The organism is Geodermatophilus sp. TF02-6 (assembly GCF_003319115.1).
Classification (GTDB): domain Bacteria; phylum Actinomycetota; class Actinomycetes; order Mycobacteriales; family Geodermatophilaceae; genus Geodermatophilus.
Genome location: NZ_QOHF01000035.1, coordinates 1 through 19,522 on the forward strand (window position 1 = coordinate 1; position 19,522 = coordinate 19,522).

Here is a 19,522-nt window from a genome sequence, read left to right on the forward strand (position 1 = left end):
ACGATGCCGAGGCCGAGCTGGACCGGTTCGTGCGGTTGCGCGACAAGCGCTGCCGATTCCCGGGCTGCCGAGCCCGTGCCCGCACCTGCGATCTGGACCACCGCCGCAGATGGCCCGAGGGCCCGACGTCGCACGACAACCTGTGCGCCCTGTGTGAGCACCATCACCGGCTCAAGCACCAGGCACCGGGCTGGCGGTTCGACGCGGCCGACGACGGCGGCCTGGCGGTCACCCTGCCCAACGGCGAGGTGTTGGTCAGCCACCCGCCCCGGTTCGGCACCGACCTCGACCTCCCGCCGTACTAGCCCACGACGAGTGGCCCGAGCCGATCGAGGGTGCCGAGCACGGTGACGTGGAATACGCGCTGTCCCGAGCCGACCGGCTCGTCCTCAGCTCGCCCGGGGTGTGTCCCGATCGGCCGAGCCGAGCGACGAGGCGGGCCCCGCGGCGGCCGGTGGTCGACGGCTGCAGCCCGGAGTGACCGGCCCGGCCGTTCCGCCGGCCCTCGCAGAGCGCCTGCTGCTGCGCCGACCGGTGTCCGTGGTCTCCCGACACGCTGTTCGCATGCGCTCGCTGACCCTGGCCGACGTCGAGCCCGCGCTGCGTGCCGCTTGGAGCCTCGAGACCTGCGACGACGCCGACCTGGCCGACTGGTCGCCGGCCCACCCCGCTCGCGGCCAGTGTGGGGCGAGCGCGCTGGTGCTGCACGACCTGCTCGGCGGCGAGCTGCTGCTGGCCGAGGTGCTCCTGTCCGACGGCTCCCGGCAGGGCTGGCACTGGTGGAACCGGCTGCCCGGCGGCGCCGAGGTCGACCTCACCGGCGAACAGTTCGGGTCGACCGAGGTCGTGCAGCGACCCCGCGTGATCCAGCGGCCGCCCGGGCCACCGCGGCGGTGCGCCGCCCAGTACCTGCGGCTGCGGGCGACCGGGTACGAGGCGCTGGGCATCGACGGCTGAGGGGACCGGTCGTGCCAGGTACCGGGTGGACGAGGCCGGCGCTGCCCCCGCGAGCTGATCGCCGGGCGGGCCGCCGGGTGGGGGCACGAGGAGGTCGAGCTCGCCGCCCACGATCTGTGGCAACTGCGCGACGCGACGCGGCCCCGGGCGCCCGCCGCCCGGTAGCGTCGGTGCCCGATGAGCGACCAGCGCGTGTTCACCCTGCTGTCCACCAGCGACACCGACCTGCTCTCCGCCCGCGCCAGCGGCGCCGACTGGCGCCTGGGCAACCCCGCCCGGCTCGACGCCGCGGGTACCGCCGCGCTGGTCGAGGACAGCGCGCTGGTCGTCGTCCGCATCCTCGGTGTGCGCCGGCAGTACGAGCAGCTGCTGGCGCCGCTGCTGGCCGGGCCCGCGCCGGTCGTCGTCCTCGGCGGGGAACAGCTGCCCGACGCCGAGCTGATGGAGCTCTCCACCGTCCCGATGGGCGTGGCCACCGAGGCGCACGGCTACCTGGCGCAGGGCGGCCCGGACAACCTCGTCCAGCTGCACCGCTTCCTCTCCGACACCGTACTGCTCACCGGCGAGGGGTTCGCGCCGCCGGCGGTGGCGCCCGACTGGGGTGTCCTGGACCGGCAGAGCCGGGGCAGCGGGCCGACCGTCGCCGTCCTCTACTACCGGGCGCACCACCTGGCCGGGAACACCGCGTTCGTCGAGGACCTGTGCGGCGCGATCGAGGACGCCGGCGGCCGCGCCCTGCCGGTGTTCACCTCCACGTTGCGCTCGGTCGACCCGGCGCTGCTGGAGACCCTGGGCGGCGCCGACGCGCTGGTGGTCACCGTGCTCGCCGCCGGCGGCTCGCGGCCGGCGACCGCGCAGGCCGGTGGGGACGACGGCGCGTGGGACGTCGGCGCGCTGGCCTCGCTCGACGTGCCGGTTCTCCAGGGGCTGTGCCTGACCTCGAGCCGCGCCGAGTGGCTGGCCAGCGACGACGGTCTCTCCCCGCTCGACGTCGGCAACCAGGTGGCGATCCCGGAGTTCGACGGCCGGCTGATCAGCGTGCCGTTCTCCTTCAAGGAGACCGACACCGACGGCTTGACCAGCTACGTCGCCGACCCCGAGCGGGCCGCGCGGGTGGCCGGGACGGCGGTGGCGCACGCCCGGCTGCGGCACGTGTCGCCGGCCGAGCGGCGGATCGTGGTGATGCTGTCGGCCTACCCGACCAAACACGCCCGGATCGGCAACGCCGTCGGTCTGGACACCCCGGCCTCCGTCGTCCGCCTGCTGGCCGCGATGTACGGCGCCGGCTACGACATCGGCCCGTTCGACGGGCCGGACGCCCTGCCGGGTGTGGCGGAGCTGGACGGCGACGCGCTGGTGCACGCCCTCATCGCCGCCGGCGGGCAGGACGCCGACTGGCTGACCGAGGCGCAGCTGTCGGGCAACCCGGTGCGCATCCCGGCCGAGGCGTACCGGGCGTTCTTCGACACCCTGCCGGCCGACCTGCGCGCGGCGATGGAGGAGCACTGGGGCCAGCCGCCGGGCTCGCTGTTCGTCGAAGAGTCCGACGGGGCGATCGTCTTCGCCGCGCTGCGGGCGGGCAACGTCGTGGTGATGGTCCAGCCGCCGCGCGGCTTCGGGGAGAACCCGATCGCGATCTACCACGACCCCGACCTGCCGCCGTCCCACCACTACCTGGCCGCCTACTGGTGGCTGCGCTCGGTCTTCGGCGCGCACGCGCTGGTGCACGTCGGCAAGCACGGCAACCTGGAGTGGCTGCCCGGCAAGACCGTCGGCCTGTCGGCCTCGTGCGCGCCGGACGCCGCGATCGGCGACCTGCCGCTGGTCTACCCGTTCCTGGTCAACGACCCGGGCGAGGGCAGCCAGGCCAAGCGGCGAGCGCACGCCACGCTGGTCGACCACATGGTGCCGCCGATGGCCCGCGCCGACTCCTACGGCGACATCGCCCGGCTCGAGCAGCTGCTCGACGAGCACGCCAACGTCGCGGCGATGGACCCGGCGAAGCTGCCCGCCGTCCGGGCGCAGATCTGGACGCTGCTGCAGGCCGCCCGCCTCGACTCCGACCTGGGGCTCTCCGAGCGGCCGGCCGACGAGCACTTCGACGAGATGGTCCTGCACGTCGACGGCTGGCTCTGCGAGATCAAGGACTCGCAGATCCGCGACGGCCTGCACGTGCTGGGCGTGCCCCCGACCGGTTCCGACCGCGTGGACCTGGTGCTGGCGGTGCTCCGGGCCCGGCAGATCTGGGGCGGTCGGGTGGCGCTGCCCGGGCTGCGCGAGGCGCTCGGGCTGGCGGAGGACGCCGACCGGTCGACGACCGACGCCGTGGAGGCCCGGGCGCACGCGCTGGTCTCGGGCATGGAGGCGGCCGGGTGGACGGCGTCGGCGGTGCCGTCGGTGGTGGCGGACGTGCTCGGCGGGCCGTCGGAGCCGGTCGAGGCGGTGCTGCGGTTCGCCGTCGACGAGGTGGTGCCGCGGCTGGAGCGCACCACCGACGAGCTCGACGCCGTCCTGCACGCCCTCGACGGCGGCTACGTGCCGGCCGGGCCGTCGGGCTCGCCGCTGCGCGGGCTGGTCAACGTGCTGCCGACCGGGCGCAACTTCTACTCGGTCGACCCGCGGGCGATCCCCTCCCGGCTGGCCTGGGAGACCGGGCAGGCGATGGCCGAGTCGCTGGTGTCCCGCTACCTCGCGGACACGGGGGAGTACCCGGCCTCGGTGGGCCTGTCGGTGTGGGGCACCTCGGCGATGCGCACCTCCGGCGACGACGTCGGGGAGGTGCTGGCGCTGCTCGGCGTCCGCCCGGTGTGGGACGACGCGTCGCGGCGGGTGACTGCGCTGGAGCCGGTGCCGCTGGCGGAGCTGGGCCGGCCGCGGATCGACGTCACCGTGCGGATCTCGGGCTTCTTCCGGGACGCCTTCCCGCACGTGGTGACCATGCTGGACGACGCGGTGACGCTGGCGGCCGGGCTCGACGAGTCGCCCGCCGACAACTTCGTCCGTGCCCACGTCGAGGCGGACGTGGTGGAGCACGGGGACCGGCGGCGGGCCACCACCCGGGTGTTCGGCTCCAAGCCGGGCGCCTACGGGGCCGGGTTGCTGCCGCTGATCGACTCGCGCGACTGGCGCGGGGACGCCGACCTGGCCGAGGTGTACGCAGTGTGGGGCGGCTACGCCTACGGCCGCGGGCTGGACGGCGTGGCCGCCCGGCCGGACATGGAGGCGGCCTACCGGCGGATCGCGGTGGCGGCCAAGAACGTCGACACCCGCGAGCACGACATCGCCGACTCCGACGACTACTTCCAGTACCACGGGGGGATGGTGGCGACCGTCCGCGCGCTGACCGGTCGGGCGCCGGCGGCCTACATCGGCGACTCCACCCGGCCCGAGTCGGTGCGCACCCGGGCGCTGACCGAGGAGACCGCGCGGGTCTTCCGGGCCCGGGTGGTCAACCCGAAGTGGCTGGCGGCGATGCGCCGGCACGGCTACAAGGGCGCCTTCGAGCTGGCCGCGACCGTGGACTACCTGTTCGGCTACGACGCCACCACCGGCGTGGTCGCCGACTGGATGTACGAGAAGCTGGCCCAGACCTACGTGCTCGACCCGGAGAACCGGGAGTTCCTGGAGCGGGCCAACCCGTGGGCGCTGCACGGCATCGCCGAGCGGCTGCTGGAGGCCGTCGACCGGCGGATGTGGGCCTCGCCGGACGCAGGCCTGCTGGCCGAGCTGCAGCAGGCCTACCTCGACACCGAGGGCGACCTGGAGGGCGGCGAGACCCCGGCCCAGCAGGGCGTCGCGGGTTGAGGCGTGCATCACACCCACCGCGCGGGGTACCCCGGTGCCATGAGCATCCTGGGACGACTGATGGGCAGGGGAGAGAGCCCGGTGAGCACCGCGGCCCGCAGCGGGCGCACCGGCCGGGGGAGGTCCGGCTGGGCGGTGCAAGGCCGCGGGCTGTCCGGTCGTGGGATGGGACGAGGGGCGCCCGGCCTGGGGATGTCCGGCCGCCGGGGGTCCGGTCGCGGGATGGCCGGCTGGGCGATGTCCGGCCGCGGGCTGTCCGGCCGCGGGGGGTCTGGTCGCGGGATGGCCGGTCGCGGGATGGCCGGCTGGGCGATGTCCGGCCGGGGCGCGTCCGCCGGCCGCGGTCACGGCCGGCCGACCTCGCGCGGCATGCGCCGGGGCCGCCCCACGACGGCCGCGTCCGGCCTCGGCGGCGTGCTCAGCGGGCTGCTGCGCCGCCGCTGAGGCCTCAGCGGGCTGCTGCGCCGCCGCTGAGGCCTCAGCGGACGACGGCCGCGGCCACCAGCAGGGTGACCGTGGCCGCCGCCTCGCCCATCGCCCCCATGACGTCGCCGGTGACGCCGCCCAGGCGGGCGCGCGCCCGGCGCAGGAGGAGCTCGGCCGCGGCCAGGCCGGCGGCCGCACTGCCGAGGAGCTGACCGGCGAGTACCCAGTCGCCGGCGGCCGCGGCGGTCACCAGCGCGGCCGCGGCCAGCCCGCAGCCGGTCAGCCAGGCGCGGGACACCGTGCCGGCGACCGACTGCCCGAGCGACGAACCCCGCGCCGTGGGGACGCCGGGCAGCCCGGTGCGCGCCATCATCAGGCGTCCGGCGAGGGGAGCCGTCCACAGCGCCGTCCAGCCGGAGTCGTCGGCCAGGAGCGCGGCCGCGCAGGCCACCTGGAGCAGGACGGTGAGCAGCAGCGTCACCACGCCGAACGGCCCGACGTCCCCCTGGCGCATCACCCGCAGCGCCCGCTCCCGGTCGCGCAGCGGACCGAGCCCGTCGGCGGTGTCGGCCAGGCCGTCCAGGTGCAGGCCGCGGGTGAGCGCCGCGAGCACCGCCACTCCGAGCACCGCCCCGGCCAGCGCCGAGACCAGGTGCGCGCCGGTGACGGCGACCCCCGTCGCGATGCCGCCCAGCACCAGCCCGACCAACGGCGCCCAGGGCAGCACGCCCCGGGTGGACGCCGCCGACCGCGCCGGCACCCGGAGCACGGTGAGCAGCGCGGCGGACTCCAGCGGACCGGTCCACCTCCCGGGGGGCCGGCCGCCGGGCGTGCCTGCCGCACCGGCGCCCGACGACCGGCTCACCGCAGCCGCTGGGGCAGGCCGGCGACGACGAACCACACCTCGTCGGCGGTGCGGGCCAGCCGCTGGTTGACCGCGCCCAGGGTGTCGCGGAACAGCCGGCCCGACCGGGTCTCCGGGACCACCCCCAGCCCCACCTCGTCCGACACGGCCACCACGTGCGCCGGCGTCGCCGTCCAGGCCTCGACCAGCGCGTCGCACCGGGCGGCCAGGCGGTCGCGGGAGCCGGGCTCGCCGGCCCACACGCCGGCCTCGTCCATCAGCGCGGCCACCCAGGTGGTGATGCTGTCGACCAGCACCGTGCCCGGGCGCAGCAGGTCGCCGGGCGCCGTCGTCTCCACCGTCGTCCAGCCGGCCGGGCGCCGGCCCCGGTGCGCGGCCACCCGGGCGGCCCACTCGTCGTCGCCCGGCACCGGGGGGCAGGCGGCCAGGTAGGTGACCGCCTCCGCGTCCGCGACCAGGGTCTCGGCGTGGGCGGACTTGCCCGACCGTGAGCCGCCGAGCACCAGCACCCGGCTCACGGCTCGGCTCCGGGCCGGTCCGGCTCCACGCCCGTCGCCCTCGCTGCGCTCACGGCACCAGCTCGAGGCGGGTGACCGTGCCGTTGTGCGGCGTGACCGCCGGCAGGGCGTCGGGTCCGAGCCCGGCGGCGACCGCCTGTGCGGCGCGGATGGTGTCGCCGTGCGTGACCAGCGCGACCACGTCGGCCGGCGGCTCGGCGCACAGCTGCCCGAGGTAGGCGCCGACCCGGGCGTGCAGCGCGGCCAGGCTCTCCCCGCCGCGCGCCGTCCAGCGCGGGTCGGTCCAGTCGACGACGTCCCACAGCTCGCGCGACGGTCGTCCCTCCAGCACGCCGTAGCCCTGCTCGCGCAGCGCCGGGGTGGTGGTCAGCGGCAGGCCGGTCGCCCGGGCGCAGTGCTCGGCGGTCTGCACCGCCCGGCGCAGGTCGCTGGAGACGAGGGCGCCGGGGCGCAGCGCGGCGAGCTCGCGTGCGGCCGCGGCGGCCTGGGCGTGCCCGAGCTCGGTCAGCGGCACGTGCGGCGTCTGGCCCTGCACGAGGCCCGCGGCGTTCCACTCGCTCTGCCCGTGGCGCACGAGCAGGAGGGTCAGCGGCCGGGCCATGGTGGGAGGCAGCGTAGCCAGCGGGCCGCGGACCACCGCGCGTCCCCTCGTACCGTCGGGGGGTGAGCACCCCCGTCCGTCCCGGCGCCGCCCGACCCGCGACCCGCCCGGCTGCTCCGGACCCGCTGGCCCCGCTGCTCGACCTGCCCGGCGTGCGGGACGCCGCCGACGCCGCCCGGGCCGGGATCGACCGGCTGCTGCGGCACCGGCTCATGCGCAACCGGTCCGCGGAGGTCAGCACCGAGTCGGCGCTGCGCGGCGCACGGGCCTCGGCCGCCCTCGAGGGCGTCGACGTGCCGCTGGCCGGGCTGCGCGCGGGGCAGGTCGACGACCCGGTCGTGCAGGGGTCGCTGCGCACCTCGGCCGCCCTCGGCTCGATGGTCGAGACCTGGTCGCGGGCTCCCGGGCAGGTGTTGGCCCGGCTGCACGTGCTGGCCGCCGCCGACCTCGCCGACCGCGCGGACCTCGGCCGCCCGGCTCCCCACGCCGGCCCCCGCCTGCACGGGCTGTTCCCCCTGGTCACCGGGGACAGCGCCGTCCCGGCGGTCGTCCTGACCGCGGTCGTGCACGGTGAGCTGGCGGCCGTGGCGCCCTTCGGCGTCGCCGACGGGATCGTGGCCCGTGCCGCCGCCCGGCTGACCGGGATCGCCCGTGGCCTGGACCCCAAGGCCGTGTCGGTGCCGGAGGTGGGGTTCGTCGAGCTCGGCCGCGAGGAGTACGGCCGGGCGCTGGCCGGCTACGCCTCCGGGCGGCCGGACGGCGTCGCGGGATGGCTGGTGCACTGCTGCCGCGCCACCGAGCACGGGGCGGCCGAGGGGCTGGCGATCGCCGAGAGCCTGCTGCGCGGCTGACGATGACTGCGACACTGCGGTCCTGCCGGACCGCACCGCCACCACGTGCCGTCCCCGACCGGCGCTGAGCCCATCCGGCCGCTCGTCGGGGACCCTCCGGGCCCCACTCCTCCCGGCCCCCGCCACCAGGTACCGGCCCCCGTCCCCGACCTGCGTGGAGCCCACCCGGCCGCTCGTCGGGGACCCTCTGGGCTCCACTCCTCGAGGCAGCCCCGCCGCCGTCGAGCAGGCAGACTGGGCGCCGTGCGCACTCTCGACGTCGACGGGCTCGGTGCGGTCAGCCGGGTCGGCCTGGGCACCTGGCAGTTCGGTTCGCGCGAGTGGGGGTACGGCGACGCCTACGCCGCCGGCGAGGCCCGCGCCATCGTCCGCCGGGCCCGTGAGCTGGGCATCACCCTCTTCGACACCGCGGAGATCTACGGCTTCGGCCGCAGCGAGCGCATCCTCGGGGAGGCCCTCGGCGAGGAGCGGGCCGACGTCGTCGTCGCCACCAAGCTCTTCCCGGTGGCCCCGTTCCCGCCGGTGGTCCGCAGCCGCCTCGCCGGCAGCGCCCGACGGCTGGGGCTGCAGCGGGTGCCGCTCTACCAGGTGCACCAGCCCAACCCGCTGGTGCAGGACTCGGTGATCATGCCGGGCATGCGGGAGCTGCTCGACGCCGGCCGCATCGACGCGGTCGGCGTCTCCAACTACCCGCTCGAGCGGTGGCAGGCGGCCGACGCCGCGCTCGGCCGCCCGGTGGTCAGCAACCAGGTGCACTTCTCCCTGGCCCACGCCGCCCCGCTCGAGGACCTGGTCCCCTTCGCCGAGCGCGAGCACCGGATGGTCATGGCCTACAGCCCGCTGGCGCAGGGGCTGCTCGGTGGCCGCTACACCGTCGACCACCGGCCCGGCGGCGTGCGGGCGGCCAACCCGCTGTTCGGCACGGAGAACCTGCGCCGGGCCGAGCCGCTGCTCGACGTGCTGCGGGAGGTCGCCGCGGCCCGCGACGCCACCCCGGCGCAGATCGCGCTGGCCTGGCTGGTCTCCCTGCCGCGGGTCGTGGTGATCCCGGGGGCGTCGAGCGTCGCGCAGGTCGAGGCCAACGCCGCCGCCGCGGACATGACGCTCCGGCCGGACGAGCAGACGGCGCTCACCGCGGCGGCGCGGGCGTTCCGGCCCGTTTCCGCGGTGCGCACCCTCGTCGAGCACGTGCGGGAGCGCCTCCCCATCTGACCGCCGGCTCCCTCCCCGGCGTCCCTGGTGCGACCCCCTCCCGGCCGCCTCCCGGGTCCCGCCGGCCCCGTCCCGGGTCCCACCCCGAGCACGCGAGGGGTGGGGAGGACGGGGTCCTCCTTCCGAGCGTGCGAGGGGAGGCCCTGGAGGGAGTCCTCGTAGCAGGAGGGGGTCCTCTTTCAGGCGCCGCGGTGGCGACGCCGGCCGGACAGCGGCGCCGGCGGCCCGGCGGCGGCCTCCCGCAGCGCACGCCGACGGGCGTACCAGGCCAGACCCGCGACGGCGGCACCCACGCCCATCGCCGCGCCGGTCACCACCGGTGCCGTCGGCACCGGGAACCGGGAGCGCATGGACACCGGCCGGCTGAACTCCAGCACCGGCCAGCCCCGCTCGGCCGCGGCCCTGCGCAGCGCCCGGTCGGGGTTCACCGCGGTCGGGTGCCCGACCGCCTCGAGCATCGGCAGGTCGGTGATCGAGTCGCTGTAGGCGGAGCAGTCGGCCAGGTCGTAGCCGCTCTCCGCCGCGACCTCCCGGACGGCGACCGCCTTGTTCTCCCCGTAGGCGTAGAACTCGATCTCCCCGGTGTAGCGACCCTCGACGGTCACCATGCGGGTGGCCACGACCCGGTCGGCGCCGAGCATGTCGCCGATCGGCTCGACCATCTCCGCGCCGCTGCTGGAGACGATGACGATCTCCCGGCCGGCCGCCCGGTGCTCCTCGATCAGGTCGGCGGCCTCGGCGTACACCAGCGGGTCGACGACGTCGTGCAGCGTCTCGCGGACGATCTCGTGCACCGTGGCGACGTCCCAGCCGGTGCACATCTGGGTGATCTGCGCGCGCATGCGCTCCATCTGCTGCGCGTCGGCGCCGGCGAGGGAGAAGACGAACTGGGCGTAGGCGCCCTTGAGGACGGCGCGGCGGTTGATCAGCCCGCCCTGGAAGAACGGCCGGCCGAAGGCCAGGGTGCTGGACTTGGCGATGACCGTCTTGTCCAGGTCGAAGAACGCCGCTGCGCGGGTCACGGTCCACGACTGTAAGTGCACCCACCGACGCAGGACGCGGACGTGGGCACCGTCCACACCCTTCCGGGTCGTCCACAGATCCCGCGCACCCCTCGCGGCCGCGGAGCCGGGTGCGCTGGGCTCCCCGTCGTGACCGCCCTGCGCCCCCCACCTGCCCGACCGCTCGTCGTCAGCGCCGACGAGCAGCTGCTCGACGACCTGCTGCGGCTGCTGGCCGCCGCCGGAGCCGAGCCCGAGGTCGCCACCGGTGGCCCGGCGCTGCGCCGTGCGCACCGGGAGGCGCCCCTGGTCCTCCTCGGCGCCGACGTCCTCGGCACCGGTCCCGTCCGCGCCCTGGTGCGCCGACCCGGCCTGGTCGTCGTCGCGGGAGACGAGCCCCCTCCCGCCGTGTGGGCGGCCGCGGTGGAGCTGGGCGCGGAGCGGGTGGCCGTGCTCCCGGCCGACGAGGGGTGGCTGGTGTCCCGGGTCGGGTCGGCGCTGCGCCGCCCGGTCGACCGCGGCCGGCTGGTCGCCGTCGGGAGCAGCTGCGGCGGCGCGGGGGTCAGCACGCTCGCCGCGGCGCTGGCGCTGACGACGGCTCCCGGGACGGACGGCGTCCTGCTGGTCGACACCGACGGCTGGGGCGGCGGGCTGGACCTGCTGCTGGGGGCGGAGGGCGAGGAGGGGCTGCGCTGGCCCGAGCTCACCGGGCTGCGCGGGCGGGTGGCCGGGGACGCGCTGATGGCCGCCCTCCCCCAGGTCGACGGCGTGCACGTCCTCGCCGGATCCCGCTCCGCACCGGGTGCGGTGCCGGCCGAGGCGCTGACCGCCGTGGTGGAGGCGGTCCGCGCGGGCGGCTGGCCGGTGGTCGTCGACCTGCCCCGCACGGCCGGCCCGGAGCTCGCCGAGGCGGCGCTGGCCGAGGCCGACCTGGCGGTGCTCGTCGTCCCCGCCCGGCTCCGGGCGGCCTCGGCCGCCCGCCTGCTCGTCGAGCCGGCTCCCGACGGCCGGTCGGCCCTCTGGTCCGGGGCGCAGCTGGTGGTGCGGCAGGTGGCCGGCGGGCTGTCGACGGACGACGTCGCCGACGTCGTCGGCCGCCCCGTGCTGGCCGAGCTGGGGCACGACCGCGGCGCGGTGGCCCGCGGCGAGCAGGGACGGCCGCCCCGGGTGGGCCCCCGCTCGCCGCTGGGCGGCCCGGCCCGCCGGCTGCTGGCCGAGCTGGCCCGTTCGGCGCAGGACGCGGCATGAGCAGCGGCCCGCTGGTCGACCGGGTCCGCGCCCGACTGGTGCTCGAGCCCGGCGTGCCCACCCGGGCGGCCGTGGCGGCCCTCGTGCGCGAGGAGTCCGGCGGCCTGCTCGGTGACGACGACGTGCTGCAGGCCGTCCGCGACGCCGTCGACGAGCTGGCCGGAGCCGGTCCGCTCGAACCCCTGCTGCGGGAGCCGGGGGTCAGCGACGTGCTCGTCAACGGCCCCGACCAGGTGTGGGTCGACCGGGGCGGCGGGCTCGAGCGCACCCTGGTGCGCTTCCCCGACGAGGACTCGATCCGCCGCCTGGCCGTCCGGCTCGCGGCCGCAGCCGGCCGGCGGCTCGACGACGCCGCCCCGTGGGTCGACGTGGGCCTGCCCGACGGCACCCGGCTGCACGCGGTGCTGCCACCGGTGTCGGGCAGCGGGACCTGCCTGTCGCTGCGCGTGCTGCGGCGGGCCTCGCTGTCCCTGGCCGACCTGGAGGCCCGAGGCGCGTTCCCGGCCGGGTCCGGTGACCTGCTCCGGGCCCTCGTCGCCCGCCGGCTGGCCTTCCTCGTCACCGGCGGCACCGGCTCGGGCAAGACCACCCTGCTGTCGGCGCTGCTCGGCCTCGTCCCGACCACCGAGCGGCTGTTGGTGTGCGAGGACGCGCCGGAGCTGGCGCCGGCACACCCCCACGTCGTCCGGCTGGGGACCCGGCCGGCCAACGTCGAGGGCGTCGGGGAGGTGACCCTGCGGGACCTGGTCCGGCAGGCGCTGCGGATGCGACCGGACCGGCTGGTGGTCGGAGAGGTGCGCGGCGCGGAGGTCACGGACCTGCTCGCCGCGCTCAACACCGGGCACGACGGCGGGTGCGGCACGCTGCACGCCAACCGGCCGGCCGAGGTGCCGGCCCGGCTCGAGTCGCTCGGCGTCGCCGCCGGGCTCGACCGGCTCGCCGTGCACAGCCAGGCGGCCGCGGCTCTCGCGGCGGTGGTGCACCTGCGGCGGACGCCGTCGGGGCGGCGGGTCGAGGAGATCGGCGTGGTCCGCCGCGCCGGCGACCTCGTCGTCGTGGAGGCGGGGTGGCGGGCCGACGGAGGCCCGTGCCCGGGAGCGGCCCGGCTGGACGACCTGCTCACGGCGGGGGGCCACCCGTGACGGCAGCGCTGCTGCTCCTCGCCGCGGCCCTCCTGCTGTGGCCGGGCGACCGGGGGGTCCGTCGCGCCCGGTGGCAGGGGGTGCGCAGCGCCCCGGCAGGTGCGGGCCGCAGGACCCGGCCGTGGGCCGGGTCGCCGTCCCCGGGGGTCTGCGCCGCCGCGGCCGCGGCGCTCGTCGCGGGGGTCAGCACGCCGCTGGTCGCCGCTCTCGCCGGGGCCGGCGCGGCCCTGGCCGCCCGCGCCGACCTGCGACGCCGCGCGGGTGCCCGGGAGCAGGCGCGGCTCGCCGCCCTCGTCGAGGCCCTGGTCGCGCTGGCGGCCGAGCTGCGCAGCGGGCGCACGCTGGAGGAGGCCGCCCGTGCCGCCGCCGCAGCGTGCGCGGACGACGACAGCGCCCGGGCGCTGACCCGGGCGGTGCGCGCACCGGAGGCCTGGACCGACGGCGTCGAGGACGACCCCGGGGAGGTCGGCCGGGCCCTGCGCCGGGTGTCGGCGGCGTCCCTGCTCAGCGTGCGCACCGGGTGCTCGCTGGTCGCCGTCGTCGGAGCGGTCGAGGACGATCTGCGCGCGCGGCACCGCCGGCGGCTGGACCTGCGGTCGGCCACCGCGGGGGCGCGCGCCAGCGCGGGGCTGCTCGCCGGGTTGCCCGTCCTGGGCCTGGTCATGGGCGGCGGCGTGGGGGCCGACCCGTGGGGGGTGCTCACCACCACCGTTCCCGGGCAGGTGCTCCTGGTGGCCGGGGTCGGGCTCGAGGTCGCGGGGGTGGCGTGGTCGGCCCGGCTCGTCCGTCGGGCCGAGCGGTGAGCCGGGCCGCGCCGTGAGCGCCGCGGTCGCCCTCCTGCTCGCCGCCGCCCTGCTCACCTGGCCACCGCCGTCGACGGCCGCCGTCCGCGCACGTTCCCTGCTGCTCCGCGAGCCGGGGCCCTCCGAGGTGCCGGCCGGGCCCGCGGCCGCGCGCCGCCGGTGGCTGCTGGCCGGTGCGGCCGGCGCGGCGGCCGGCCTCCTGCTCGGCGGCCTCCCGGGACTCGCGGCGGCCGCCGTGGTCACCGTCGCCGGTGAGCGCCTCCTGCGGAGCAGGACCGCCGACGCGCCGCGCGACGGGCCGCAGCTGGCGGCGGACCTGCCGGTCGCGTGCGACCTGCTCGCGGTCTGCCTGGCCGCCGGGCTGCCCGTGGGCGGTGCGCTGGCCGCCGTGGCCACGGCCCTGCCCGGCCCCCTCGGACCCGAGCTCGCCACGGTCGCCGGCCTCTACCGGCTGGGCGCCCCGCCGCGCCGGGCGTGGTCCGACGTCCCGGCCGAGCTGGCCGTCCTGGGCCGGGTGCTGGTCCGCGCGGGCGAGTCCGGCTCGACCGTCGTCCCCGCGCTGCGCGCCCTCGCCGCGGACGTCCGCGCCGAGGCGCGCAGCCGCGCCGACGCCGCCGTCCGCCGGGCCGGGGTGTGGGTGCTGGCCCCGCTCGGGGTCTGCTTCCTGCCGGCGTTCCTCTGCCTGGGCGTGGTGCCGCTGGTGCTCGGCATCGCCGCGGACGTCTTCGGCTGAGCCCGGCTCCCGGCCGTCCACAGCCGGCGTCGGCGTCCACAGATCCCGCCAGCGCCTGGAGGCGGCCCCCGGACCTCGGGAGGGTCGGACCCGTGGCCCGGACGGCGGGCCCGCGACCGAGGAGGTACCCGTGACCGTTGTCCCTGCACCCCGTCCCGACGGCGAGCTCCCGGAGGACGACCAGCCGGCCGGGGGAGTGCCCCCGGCCGCGGAGGCGCCGCCGGCCGGCGGCCTGCGGGCCCGCTGGGCCCGGGTCCGCGCCAGCGGTGAGGCCGGCATGAGCACGGCGGAGTACGCCGTCGGCACCGTGGCCGCCTGCGCGTTCGCCGCGGTGCTCTACCGGGTGGTCACCGGCGGCTCGGTCGTCGACGCGCTCGGCGCCCTGGTCGCCGACGCCCTGGCCACCCTCTCCTGACCGTGTGCCGCGCCTCGGGCCTGCCACGCCGGGCGGCCGGCCCGCGGACGGGCGCCCGGCGCGAGGCCGGCATGGTGACGGCCGAGACGGCGGTGGTCCTGCCCGTGCTGCTCCTCGTCCTCGTCGGGGCGGTGGCGGCCGTGACCGTCGTCGGGGCCCAGCTGCGGTGCGTCGACGCCGCACGCGAGGGCGCCCGCGCGGCGGCCCGGGGCGAGGAGGCCGCGGTGGTCAGCGGCATCGCCGGCCGTGCCGCACCCGAGGGAGCGGCGACCACTGTGGCCGGCGACGGGGCCACCGTCACGGTCACGGTGGCGGCGGACGTCGTACCGCTGGGCCCGGTCCCGCTGCGGGTCCGGGTCTCCGCCTCCGCCGTGGCGCAGCGCGAGCCGGGCACCTCCCCGGCTCCTCCCGCGCCCGGGGGGACGAGCGGATGAGGCGCAGCAGCCGGTCGGCCGGGGAGCGGGGGTCGGCCACGGTGTGGGTCGTCGCCCTCTCCGGGGTGCTCGCCGCGATCGGCGTGGCCGCGGTCCTGGTCGGTGCGGCGGTGGTCGGCCGCCACCGCGCCACCGGCGCGGCCGACCTCGCCGCGCTGGCCGCCGCCGAGCGCGCCGTCCGCGGCGACTCGCGGGCGTGCGCGGTGGCCGCGGAGGTCGCCCGCGCCAACGGGGCGCACCTGACGGCGTGCACGGTCGACGGCGCGTCGGTCGTCGAGGTCGCCGTCGAGGTGCCGGTCCGGCTGGGTCCGGTCGGCGCGCACCGGGCGGGAGCCCGCGCCCGTGCCGGGCCGGTGCTGCCGTGAGCGGCAGCTGTCCGGCCCGGGCGGGGACGAGGCCCGCACGGCGGACGTCAGGACGGCGGCCGCGGGGCGCCCTCGTCGGCGGCGGTGCTCACCGGCGCACCGCCATGGCCGAGACCAGCTCGAAGGCGACGTGCGAGGCGGCGATGCCGGTGATCTCGGCGTGGTCGTAGGCCGGCGCGACCTCCACCAGGTCGGCCCCGATCAGGTCCAGGTCGGCGAAGCCGCGCAGGATGGCCAGCAGCTCGCGGCTGCTCAGGCCACCGGCCTCGGGCGTGCCGGTCCCGGGGGCGAACGCCGGGTCGAGGACGTCGATGTCGACCGAGACGTAGACGGGCCGTTCCTCGACCCGGGCGCGGATGCGCTCCACCACGCCGCGGACGCCGAGGTCGTCCACCTCGCGCGCGTGCACGACCTGGAACCCCAGCTCGGCGTCCTCCCCGAGGTCGCGGACCGAGTAGAGGGGGCCGCGGATCCCCACGTGCAGGCACCCGCTGCGGTCCAGCAGGCCCTCCTCCGCGGCCCGCCGGAACGGGGTCCCGTGGGTGTACTCGGCGCCGAAGTAGGTGTCCCACGTGTCGAGGTGGGCGTCGAAGTGCACGACGGCGATCGGCCCGTGCACCGCGTGCAGGGCGCGCAGCAGCGGCAGGGCGATGGTGTGGTCTCCGCCGATGGTGAGCAGCCGGCCGGCCCGCTCGAGCAGCGCGGCGGCGCCCGACCGGACCTGGCCGATCGCCTCCTCGATGGAGAAGGGGTTGACCGCCAGGTCCCCGGCGTCGACGACCTGGGCGCGGGCGAACGGTTCGACGTCCTGGGCAGGGTTGTAGGGCCGCAGCAGGCGCGAGGACTGGCGCACGTGCGCGGGGCCGAACCGGGCCCCTGGCCGGTAGCTCACGCCGGAGTCGAACGGCACGCCCACGACCGCGACGTCGACGTCGGACACCTCGTCCAGCCGGGGCAACCGGGCGAAGGTGGGCGGGCCGGCGAAGCGGGGGACGACGGTGGCGTCCACCTGACCGACCCGGCCGTCCCGGGTGATGCGCGAGATCATCGGTCGATCGACTCCGCGGGGGTCTCGAGGGGGGTGCGACGGCGGCCGGCGCGGTGCACGGAGGCGCGCGGGTCGTCGGCCACGGGCAGCATCGCAGCCTCCTTCGCGGGCACGAACCGCGGGCCCCGGGGGCCGAAGACGTAGCGCGGCTCGGGGAAGGCGACCAGCAGGACCAGGTAGACGACCGCGGCCAGGCCGATCGACGTGGGCAGGCTGACGTCGACCCCACCGGCCGCGTTGCGGAACGGGCCCTCGATCAGCGGCGGGTAGTTGGCGAACAGCAGGCCGATGACGGCCGAGGGGATCCAGGCGGCCATCCCGCGCCAGTTGACGCCGTCGCGGAACCAGTAGCGCCCGCCGAGCCGGCCCTGGTTGAACACCTGCAGGTCCGCGGGCGAGTAGTAGCCGCGGCGCACCCAGTAGCCGATCACCAGGATGACCATCCAGGGCGTCGTGCAGATGACGATGGCGCCGATGAAGGCGTTCACGCTGGCCAGCAGGTCGAACACCAGCCGGCCCACCAGGATGAACACGAACGCCAGGGTCCCGATGAACAGCGAGGCCTGGACCCGGTCGAGGCGGGGGAAGACCGAGGAGAAGTCCAGCCCGGTCCCGTACAGGGAGGTCACGCCGGTCGACATCCCACCCAGGAACGCCACGACCATCAGCAGGACGGCGTACCACAGCGGCGAGACCTGGATGAGCGCGAAGACGTAGTCGGCCTCCCCGGCCACGAGCGTCGCCGTCCCCACCCCGAACAGGAAGGGCACCAGGGTGGCCAGCTGGCCGAGGAAGGTCGCGGCGAGCAGCCGCGGCGGGCGGGTGCCGGCCGGGATGTAGCGGGACCAGTCGCCGAGGAAGGCGCCGAAGCTGATCGGGTTGCCCATCACGATCAGCGCGGAGAGCACGAAGGTCGGCCAGAAGCCGCCCAGCGCGTAGGCCTCGGGGCCCGGGTCGTAGCCGGGGTCGAACAACGTGGCGTAGGCGACCAGGCCGAGCAGCATCAGCGCCGTGTTGGCCAGGACCACGACCTTGTTGACCAGCAGCATCAGCTGGTAGCCGTAGACCACCACGACGATGACCAGGGCGCCGAGGACGGCGTAGACCACCCCGCGGAGCAGGTCGGAGTCGCCGGTGCCGAACAACCGGGTGGCGGCGCCGACGAGGGCGTCACCGCTGACCCAGACCGAGATCGAGTAGAAGCTGATCGCGGTCAGCAGCGACAGGAACGACCCCAGCACCCGGCCCCGGACGCCGAAGTGCGCGCCGGAGGAGACGGCGTTGTTCGTGCCCGTCCGCGGGCCGAACAGCCCCATGGGCATCAGGATCAGCGCCCCGACGACCACGCCGACCACGGTGGCCGCCACGGCCTGCACCAGGTCGAGGCCCAGCAGCACCGGGAAGGTGCCGAGGATGACGGTGGCGAAGGTGTTGGCCCCGCCGAACTGGATCCGGAACAGGTCGAACGGCCCCGACGTCCGCTCGGCGTCCGGGATGGTGTCGATCCCGTGCTGCTCGACCTCGGTGGCCCGGGGCCGCCGCTGCTCGGCCGCCAGCCCGGCGACCTCCGCTCCGCTCATGCGCACCTCCCGCTGAGGCGGTGGACATCTCCACCGCGGTGCGCCGAGGCTAGAGGCGGGTTGCCTGGTGGACAACGGAAGTTTCTCGGATCCCCCCCGGCGTGCTGGGATGACCCCCGGGTGGTCGGACGACGAGGGGCGGCGGTATGGCGGGCGAGGTCCGGCGGCTCACCCGGCCGCACGACCCGGCGGAGGCCCTGGTGGGCGCCCGGCTGCGGGCCGCCCGGCAGGCGGCCGGCCTCACGCTGGCGGCCGTCGCGGCGCAGGCCGGGCTGACCAAGGGCTTCCTCAGCCGGCTCGAGCGGGACGAGGTCTCGCCGTCGGTGGCCTCGCTGGTCACGGTGTGCGGCGTGCTGGGGATCGGCGTGGGCCAGCTGTTCGAGCCGCCCACGACCTCGCTGGTGCGGGCGGCCGAGGCCCCGCCGATCAACTTCGGCGGCCGCGGCCTGCGGGAGGTGTTGCTCACCGCGGGCACACAGCGGGACCTGCAGGTCATCCGGTCCGTCGTCGAGCCCGGCGGCGGAGGCGGCGAGGAGCTCTACGCCCTCGCCTGCGAGGTCGAGTTCGTGCACGTGCTGCGCGGGCGGCTGCGGCTGCTGCTCCCCGGGCAGTCGGTCGACCTGGACGAGGGCGACGCGTTCACCATGCCCGGCGCCACGCCGCACACCTGGTTCAACCCCTCGGCGACCACGGTCTGCGAGGTCCTCTGGGCGCTGACCCCCGCACCGTGACCGTCGACGTCGAGGAGGCCCGGTGACCGGCTCCGCAGCCACGCCCGTCCGCGAGGTGGTCGACCTGTCCCACCCGGTGGACGACGACACCCCGGTGTACCCGGGCGACCCGGTGGCCCGCTTCCGCCCCGCCGCCACCGTGGCCGCCGACGGCTACAACCTGCTGCACGTGCAGATGGGGTCGCAGACCGGCACCCACGTCGACGCGCCGTACCACTTCCTCGACGACGGCGCGCGCATCGACGAGCTCCCGCTGGACCTCTTCCTCGGACCGGCCCTCGTCGCCGACGTCCGCGGCAAGCCGCCGCACGGGCGCATCGAGTGGGCGGACCTGGAGCCCTACGCCCCGCTCCTCGGCCCCGGGCGGATCCTGTTGCTGCGCACCGGCTGGGACGAGCACTGGGGCACCGACGCCTACGTCGACCACCCCTACCTGGCCGGCGACGCCGCCGCCCGGGTGGTCGCCGCCGGTGTGCGCACCGTCGGCCTCGACGCGCTGAGCCTGGACGAGACCGTCGTCGGCGGTGCGCCTGCGGACGGGTTCGCCGCCCACCTGGAGGTGCTCGGCGCCGGCGGCGTGATCGTCGAGAACCTGCGCGACCTGGGCGCCGTGCCGGACGTCGACCCGGTGGTCAGCGTCCTGCCGCTGCGGCTGGCCGGGGCGGACGGCGCCCCGGTGCGCGCGGTGGCCTTCCGGCTGGGCCGGTGAGGACCCGGCGGCGCCCCGGTCCGACGCCCTCGGGCTGCCCCTCCGGCTGCCCGCGCCCGGGCCGGCCGCGTCGCTGCCC

21 protein-coding genes are annotated in these 19,522 nt (G+C 77.2%); 15 read left to right on the plus strand and 6 right to left on the minus strand.

What is annotated here, in order from left to right:
* The 4 genes from DQ238_RS22950 to DQ238_RS22955 form a co-directional block, all read left to right on the plus strand.
* On the plus strand, positions 1-305 hold a 305-nt coding region (locus tag DQ238_RS22950), incomplete at its 5' end, for an HNH endonuclease signature motif containing protein (RefSeq protein ID WP_199506501.1).
* A gap of 259 nt (positions 306-564) precedes the next feature.
* Complete coding sequence (locus DQ238_RS21390; RefSeq protein ID WP_113783274.1) at positions 565-957, plus strand: hypothetical protein; 393 nt, start codon at positions 565-567, stop codon at positions 955-957.
* A gap of 177 nt (positions 958-1,134) precedes the next feature.
* On the plus strand, positions 1,135-4,761 hold the full coding sequence (gene cobN, locus DQ238_RS21395) for a cobaltochelatase subunit CobN (RefSeq protein WP_199506502.1): 3,627 nt from the start codon (positions 1,135-1,137) through the stop codon (positions 4,759-4,761).
* Positions 4,762-5,043: 282 nt separating this feature from the next.
* Positions 5,044-5,205, plus strand: a complete 162-nt coding sequence (locus DQ238_RS22955) for a hypothetical protein (protein ID WP_158550885.1) — start codon at positions 5,044-5,046, stop codon at positions 5,203-5,205.
* 34 nt (positions 5,206-5,239) lie between these two features.
* On the opposite strand, the gene DQ238_RS21405 is transcribed toward DQ238_RS22955, so the two are convergent.
* From DQ238_RS21405 to DQ238_RS21415, 3 genes are read right to left on the minus strand one after another with little or no spacing between them, the layout of a single operon-like run.
* Positions 5,240-6,052, minus strand: a complete 813-nt coding sequence (locus tag DQ238_RS21405) for an adenosylcobinamide-GDP ribazoletransferase (protein WP_113783277.1) — start codon at positions 6,050-6,052, stop codon at positions 5,240-5,242.
* Positions 6,049-6,570 (minus strand): bifunctional adenosylcobinamide kinase/adenosylcobinamide-phosphate guanylyltransferase, encoded by a 522-nt coding sequence (gene cobU / locus DQ238_RS21410; protein WP_113783278.1) that lies wholly within the window; start codon positions 6,568-6,570, stop codon positions 6,049-6,051. The genes DQ238_RS21405 and cobU overlap by 4 nt, the downstream gene beginning before the upstream one ends.
* Positions 6,571-6,619: 49 nt before the next feature.
* Positions 6,620-7,171, minus strand: coding sequence for a histidine phosphatase family protein (locus DQ238_RS21415; protein ID WP_113783294.1), 552 nt, complete (start codon positions 7,169-7,171; stop codon positions 6,620-6,622).
* 62 nt (positions 7,172-7,233) lie between these two features.
* Between DQ238_RS21415 and DQ238_RS21420 the strand changes: the two genes are divergently transcribed.
* Together DQ238_RS21420 and DQ238_RS21425 are read left to right on the plus strand one after the other, a co-directional pair.
* On the plus strand, positions 7,234-8,022 hold the full coding sequence (locus DQ238_RS21420) for an oxidoreductase (RefSeq protein ID WP_113783279.1): 789 nt from the start codon (positions 7,234-7,236) through the stop codon (positions 8,020-8,022).
* Positions 8,023-8,265: 243 nt separating this feature from the next.
* Entirely contained in the window at positions 8,266-9,234 is a 969-nt protein-coding gene (locus DQ238_RS21425) for an aldo/keto reductase (protein WP_113783280.1), read from the plus strand.
* Positions 9,235-9,413: 179 nt separating this feature from the next.
* Here the strand turns inward: DQ238_RS21425 and DQ238_RS21430 are convergent, their stop codons facing one another.
* The gene (locus tag DQ238_RS21430) at positions 9,414-10,256 is read right to left on the minus strand and encodes an HAD family phosphatase (protein ID WP_113783295.1); all 843 of its coding nucleotides are present in this window, start codon (positions 10,254-10,256) and stop codon (positions 9,414-9,416) included.
* Positions 10,257-10,385: 129 nt separating this feature from the next.
* Between DQ238_RS21430 and ssd the strand changes: the two genes are divergently transcribed.
* The 7 genes from ssd (at position 10,386) to DQ238_RS21465 (ending at position 15,375) form a co-directional block, all read left to right on the plus strand.
* The gene (ssd, locus tag DQ238_RS21435) at positions 10,386-11,483 is read left to right on the plus strand and encodes a septum site-determining protein Ssd (RefSeq protein ID WP_113783281.1); all 1,098 of its coding nucleotides are present in this window, start codon (positions 10,386-10,388) and stop codon (positions 11,481-11,483) included.
* Positions 11,480-12,625 (plus strand): TadA family conjugal transfer-associated ATPase, encoded by a 1,146-nt coding sequence (locus DQ238_RS21440; RefSeq protein ID WP_113783282.1) that lies wholly within the window; start codon positions 11,480-11,482, stop codon positions 12,623-12,625. Before ssd ends, DQ238_RS21440 begins: the two co-directional genes overlap by 4 nt.
* On the plus strand, positions 12,622-13,428 hold the full coding sequence (locus tag DQ238_RS21445; RefSeq protein WP_113783283.1) for a type II secretion system F family protein: 807 nt from the start codon (positions 12,622-12,624) through the stop codon (positions 13,426-13,428). The genes DQ238_RS21440 and DQ238_RS21445 overlap by 4 nt, the downstream gene beginning before the upstream one ends.
* A 13-nt stretch (positions 13,429-13,441) precedes the next feature.
* Entirely contained in the window at positions 13,442-14,161 is a 720-nt protein-coding gene (locus DQ238_RS21450; RefSeq protein ID WP_113783284.1) for a type II secretion system F family protein, read from the plus strand.
* A gap of 130 nt (positions 14,162-14,291) precedes the next feature.
* The gene (locus DQ238_RS23985; protein ID WP_233496170.1) at positions 14,292-14,576 is read left to right on the plus strand and encodes a DUF4244 domain-containing protein; all 285 of its coding nucleotides are present in this window, start codon (positions 14,292-14,294) and stop codon (positions 14,574-14,576) included.
* Positions 14,577-14,578: 2 nt separating this feature from the next.
* Positions 14,579-15,010 carry a TadE family type IV pilus minor pilin gene (locus tag DQ238_RS21460; protein ID WP_233496171.1) on the plus strand — a complete coding sequence of 144 codons (432 nt, stop codon included), beginning with the start codon at positions 14,579-14,581 and terminating at the stop codon, positions 15,008-15,010.
* Entirely contained in the window at positions 15,007-15,375 is a 369-nt protein-coding gene (locus DQ238_RS21465; RefSeq protein WP_113783285.1) for an Rv3654c family TadE-like protein, read from the plus strand. Before DQ238_RS21460 ends, DQ238_RS21465 begins: the two co-directional genes overlap by 4 nt.
* Before the next feature lie 88 nt (positions 15,376-15,463).
* On the opposite strand, the gene speB is transcribed toward DQ238_RS21465, so the two are convergent.
* Positions 15,464-16,423 carry an agmatinase gene (gene speB, locus DQ238_RS21470; protein ID WP_113783286.1) on the minus strand — a complete coding sequence of 320 codons (960 nt, stop codon included), beginning with the start codon at positions 16,421-16,423 and terminating at the stop codon, positions 15,464-15,466.
* The gene (locus tag DQ238_RS21475; RefSeq protein WP_113783287.1) at positions 16,420-18,003 is read right to left on the minus strand and encodes a cytosine permease; all 1,584 of its coding nucleotides are present in this window, start codon (positions 18,001-18,003) and stop codon (positions 16,420-16,422) included. Before DQ238_RS21475 ends, speB begins: the two co-directional genes overlap by 4 nt.
* A gap of 146 nt (positions 18,004-18,149) precedes the next feature.
* On the opposite strand from DQ238_RS21475, the gene DQ238_RS21480 reads away from it, so the two are divergent.
* Entirely contained in the window at positions 18,150-18,734 is a 585-nt protein-coding gene (locus DQ238_RS21480; RefSeq protein WP_113783288.1) for a helix-turn-helix domain-containing protein, read from the plus strand.
* Positions 18,735-18,756: 22 nt separating this feature from the next.
* Positions 18,757-19,443: a cyclase family protein gene (locus tag DQ238_RS21485; protein ID WP_113783289.1), complete on the plus strand. Its 687-nt coding sequence runs from the start codon at positions 18,757-18,759 to the stop codon at positions 19,441-19,443.
* Positions 19,444-19,522 lie beyond the last annotated feature (79 nt).

What these genes read in the sequence shown, in the direction of transcription:
- DQ238_RS22955 (WP_158550885.1), top strand. Translation starts at nt 5,044, where the DNA reads ATGGCCGGTCGCGGGATGGCCGGCTGGGCGATGTCCGGCCGGGGCGCG.
- DQ238_RS21475 (WP_113783287.1), bottom strand. Translation starts at nt 18,003, where the DNA reads ATGAGCGGAGCGGAGGTCGCCGGGCTGGCGGCCGAGCAGCGGCGGCCC.
- DQ238_RS21390 (WP_113783274.1), top strand. Translation starts at nt 565, where the DNA reads ATGCGCTCGCTGACCCTGGCCGACGTCGAGCCCGCGCTGCGTGCCGCT.
- DQ238_RS21465 (WP_113783285.1), top strand. Translation starts at nt 15,007, where the DNA reads ATGAGGCGCAGCAGCCGGTCGGCCGGGGAGCGGGGGTCGGCCACGGTG.
- DQ238_RS21480 (WP_113783288.1), top strand. Translation starts at nt 18,150, where the DNA reads ATGGCGGGCGAGGTCCGGCGGCTCACCCGGCCGCACGACCCGGCGGAG.
- speB (WP_113783286.1), bottom strand. Translation starts at nt 16,423, where the DNA reads ATGATCTCGCGCATCACCCGGGACGGCCGGGTCGGTCAGGTGGACGCC.
- cobN (WP_199506502.1), top strand. Translation starts at nt 1,135, where the DNA reads ATGAGCGACCAGCGCGTGTTCACCCTGCTGTCCACCAGCGACACCGAC.
- DQ238_RS21440 (WP_113783282.1), top strand. Translation starts at nt 11,480, where the DNA reads ATGAGCAGCGGCCCGCTGGTCGACCGGGTCCGCGCCCGACTGGTGCTC.
- DQ238_RS21415 (WP_113783294.1), bottom strand. Translation starts at nt 7,171, where the DNA reads ATGGCCCGGCCGCTGACCCTCCTGCTCGTGCGCCACGGGCAGAGCGAG.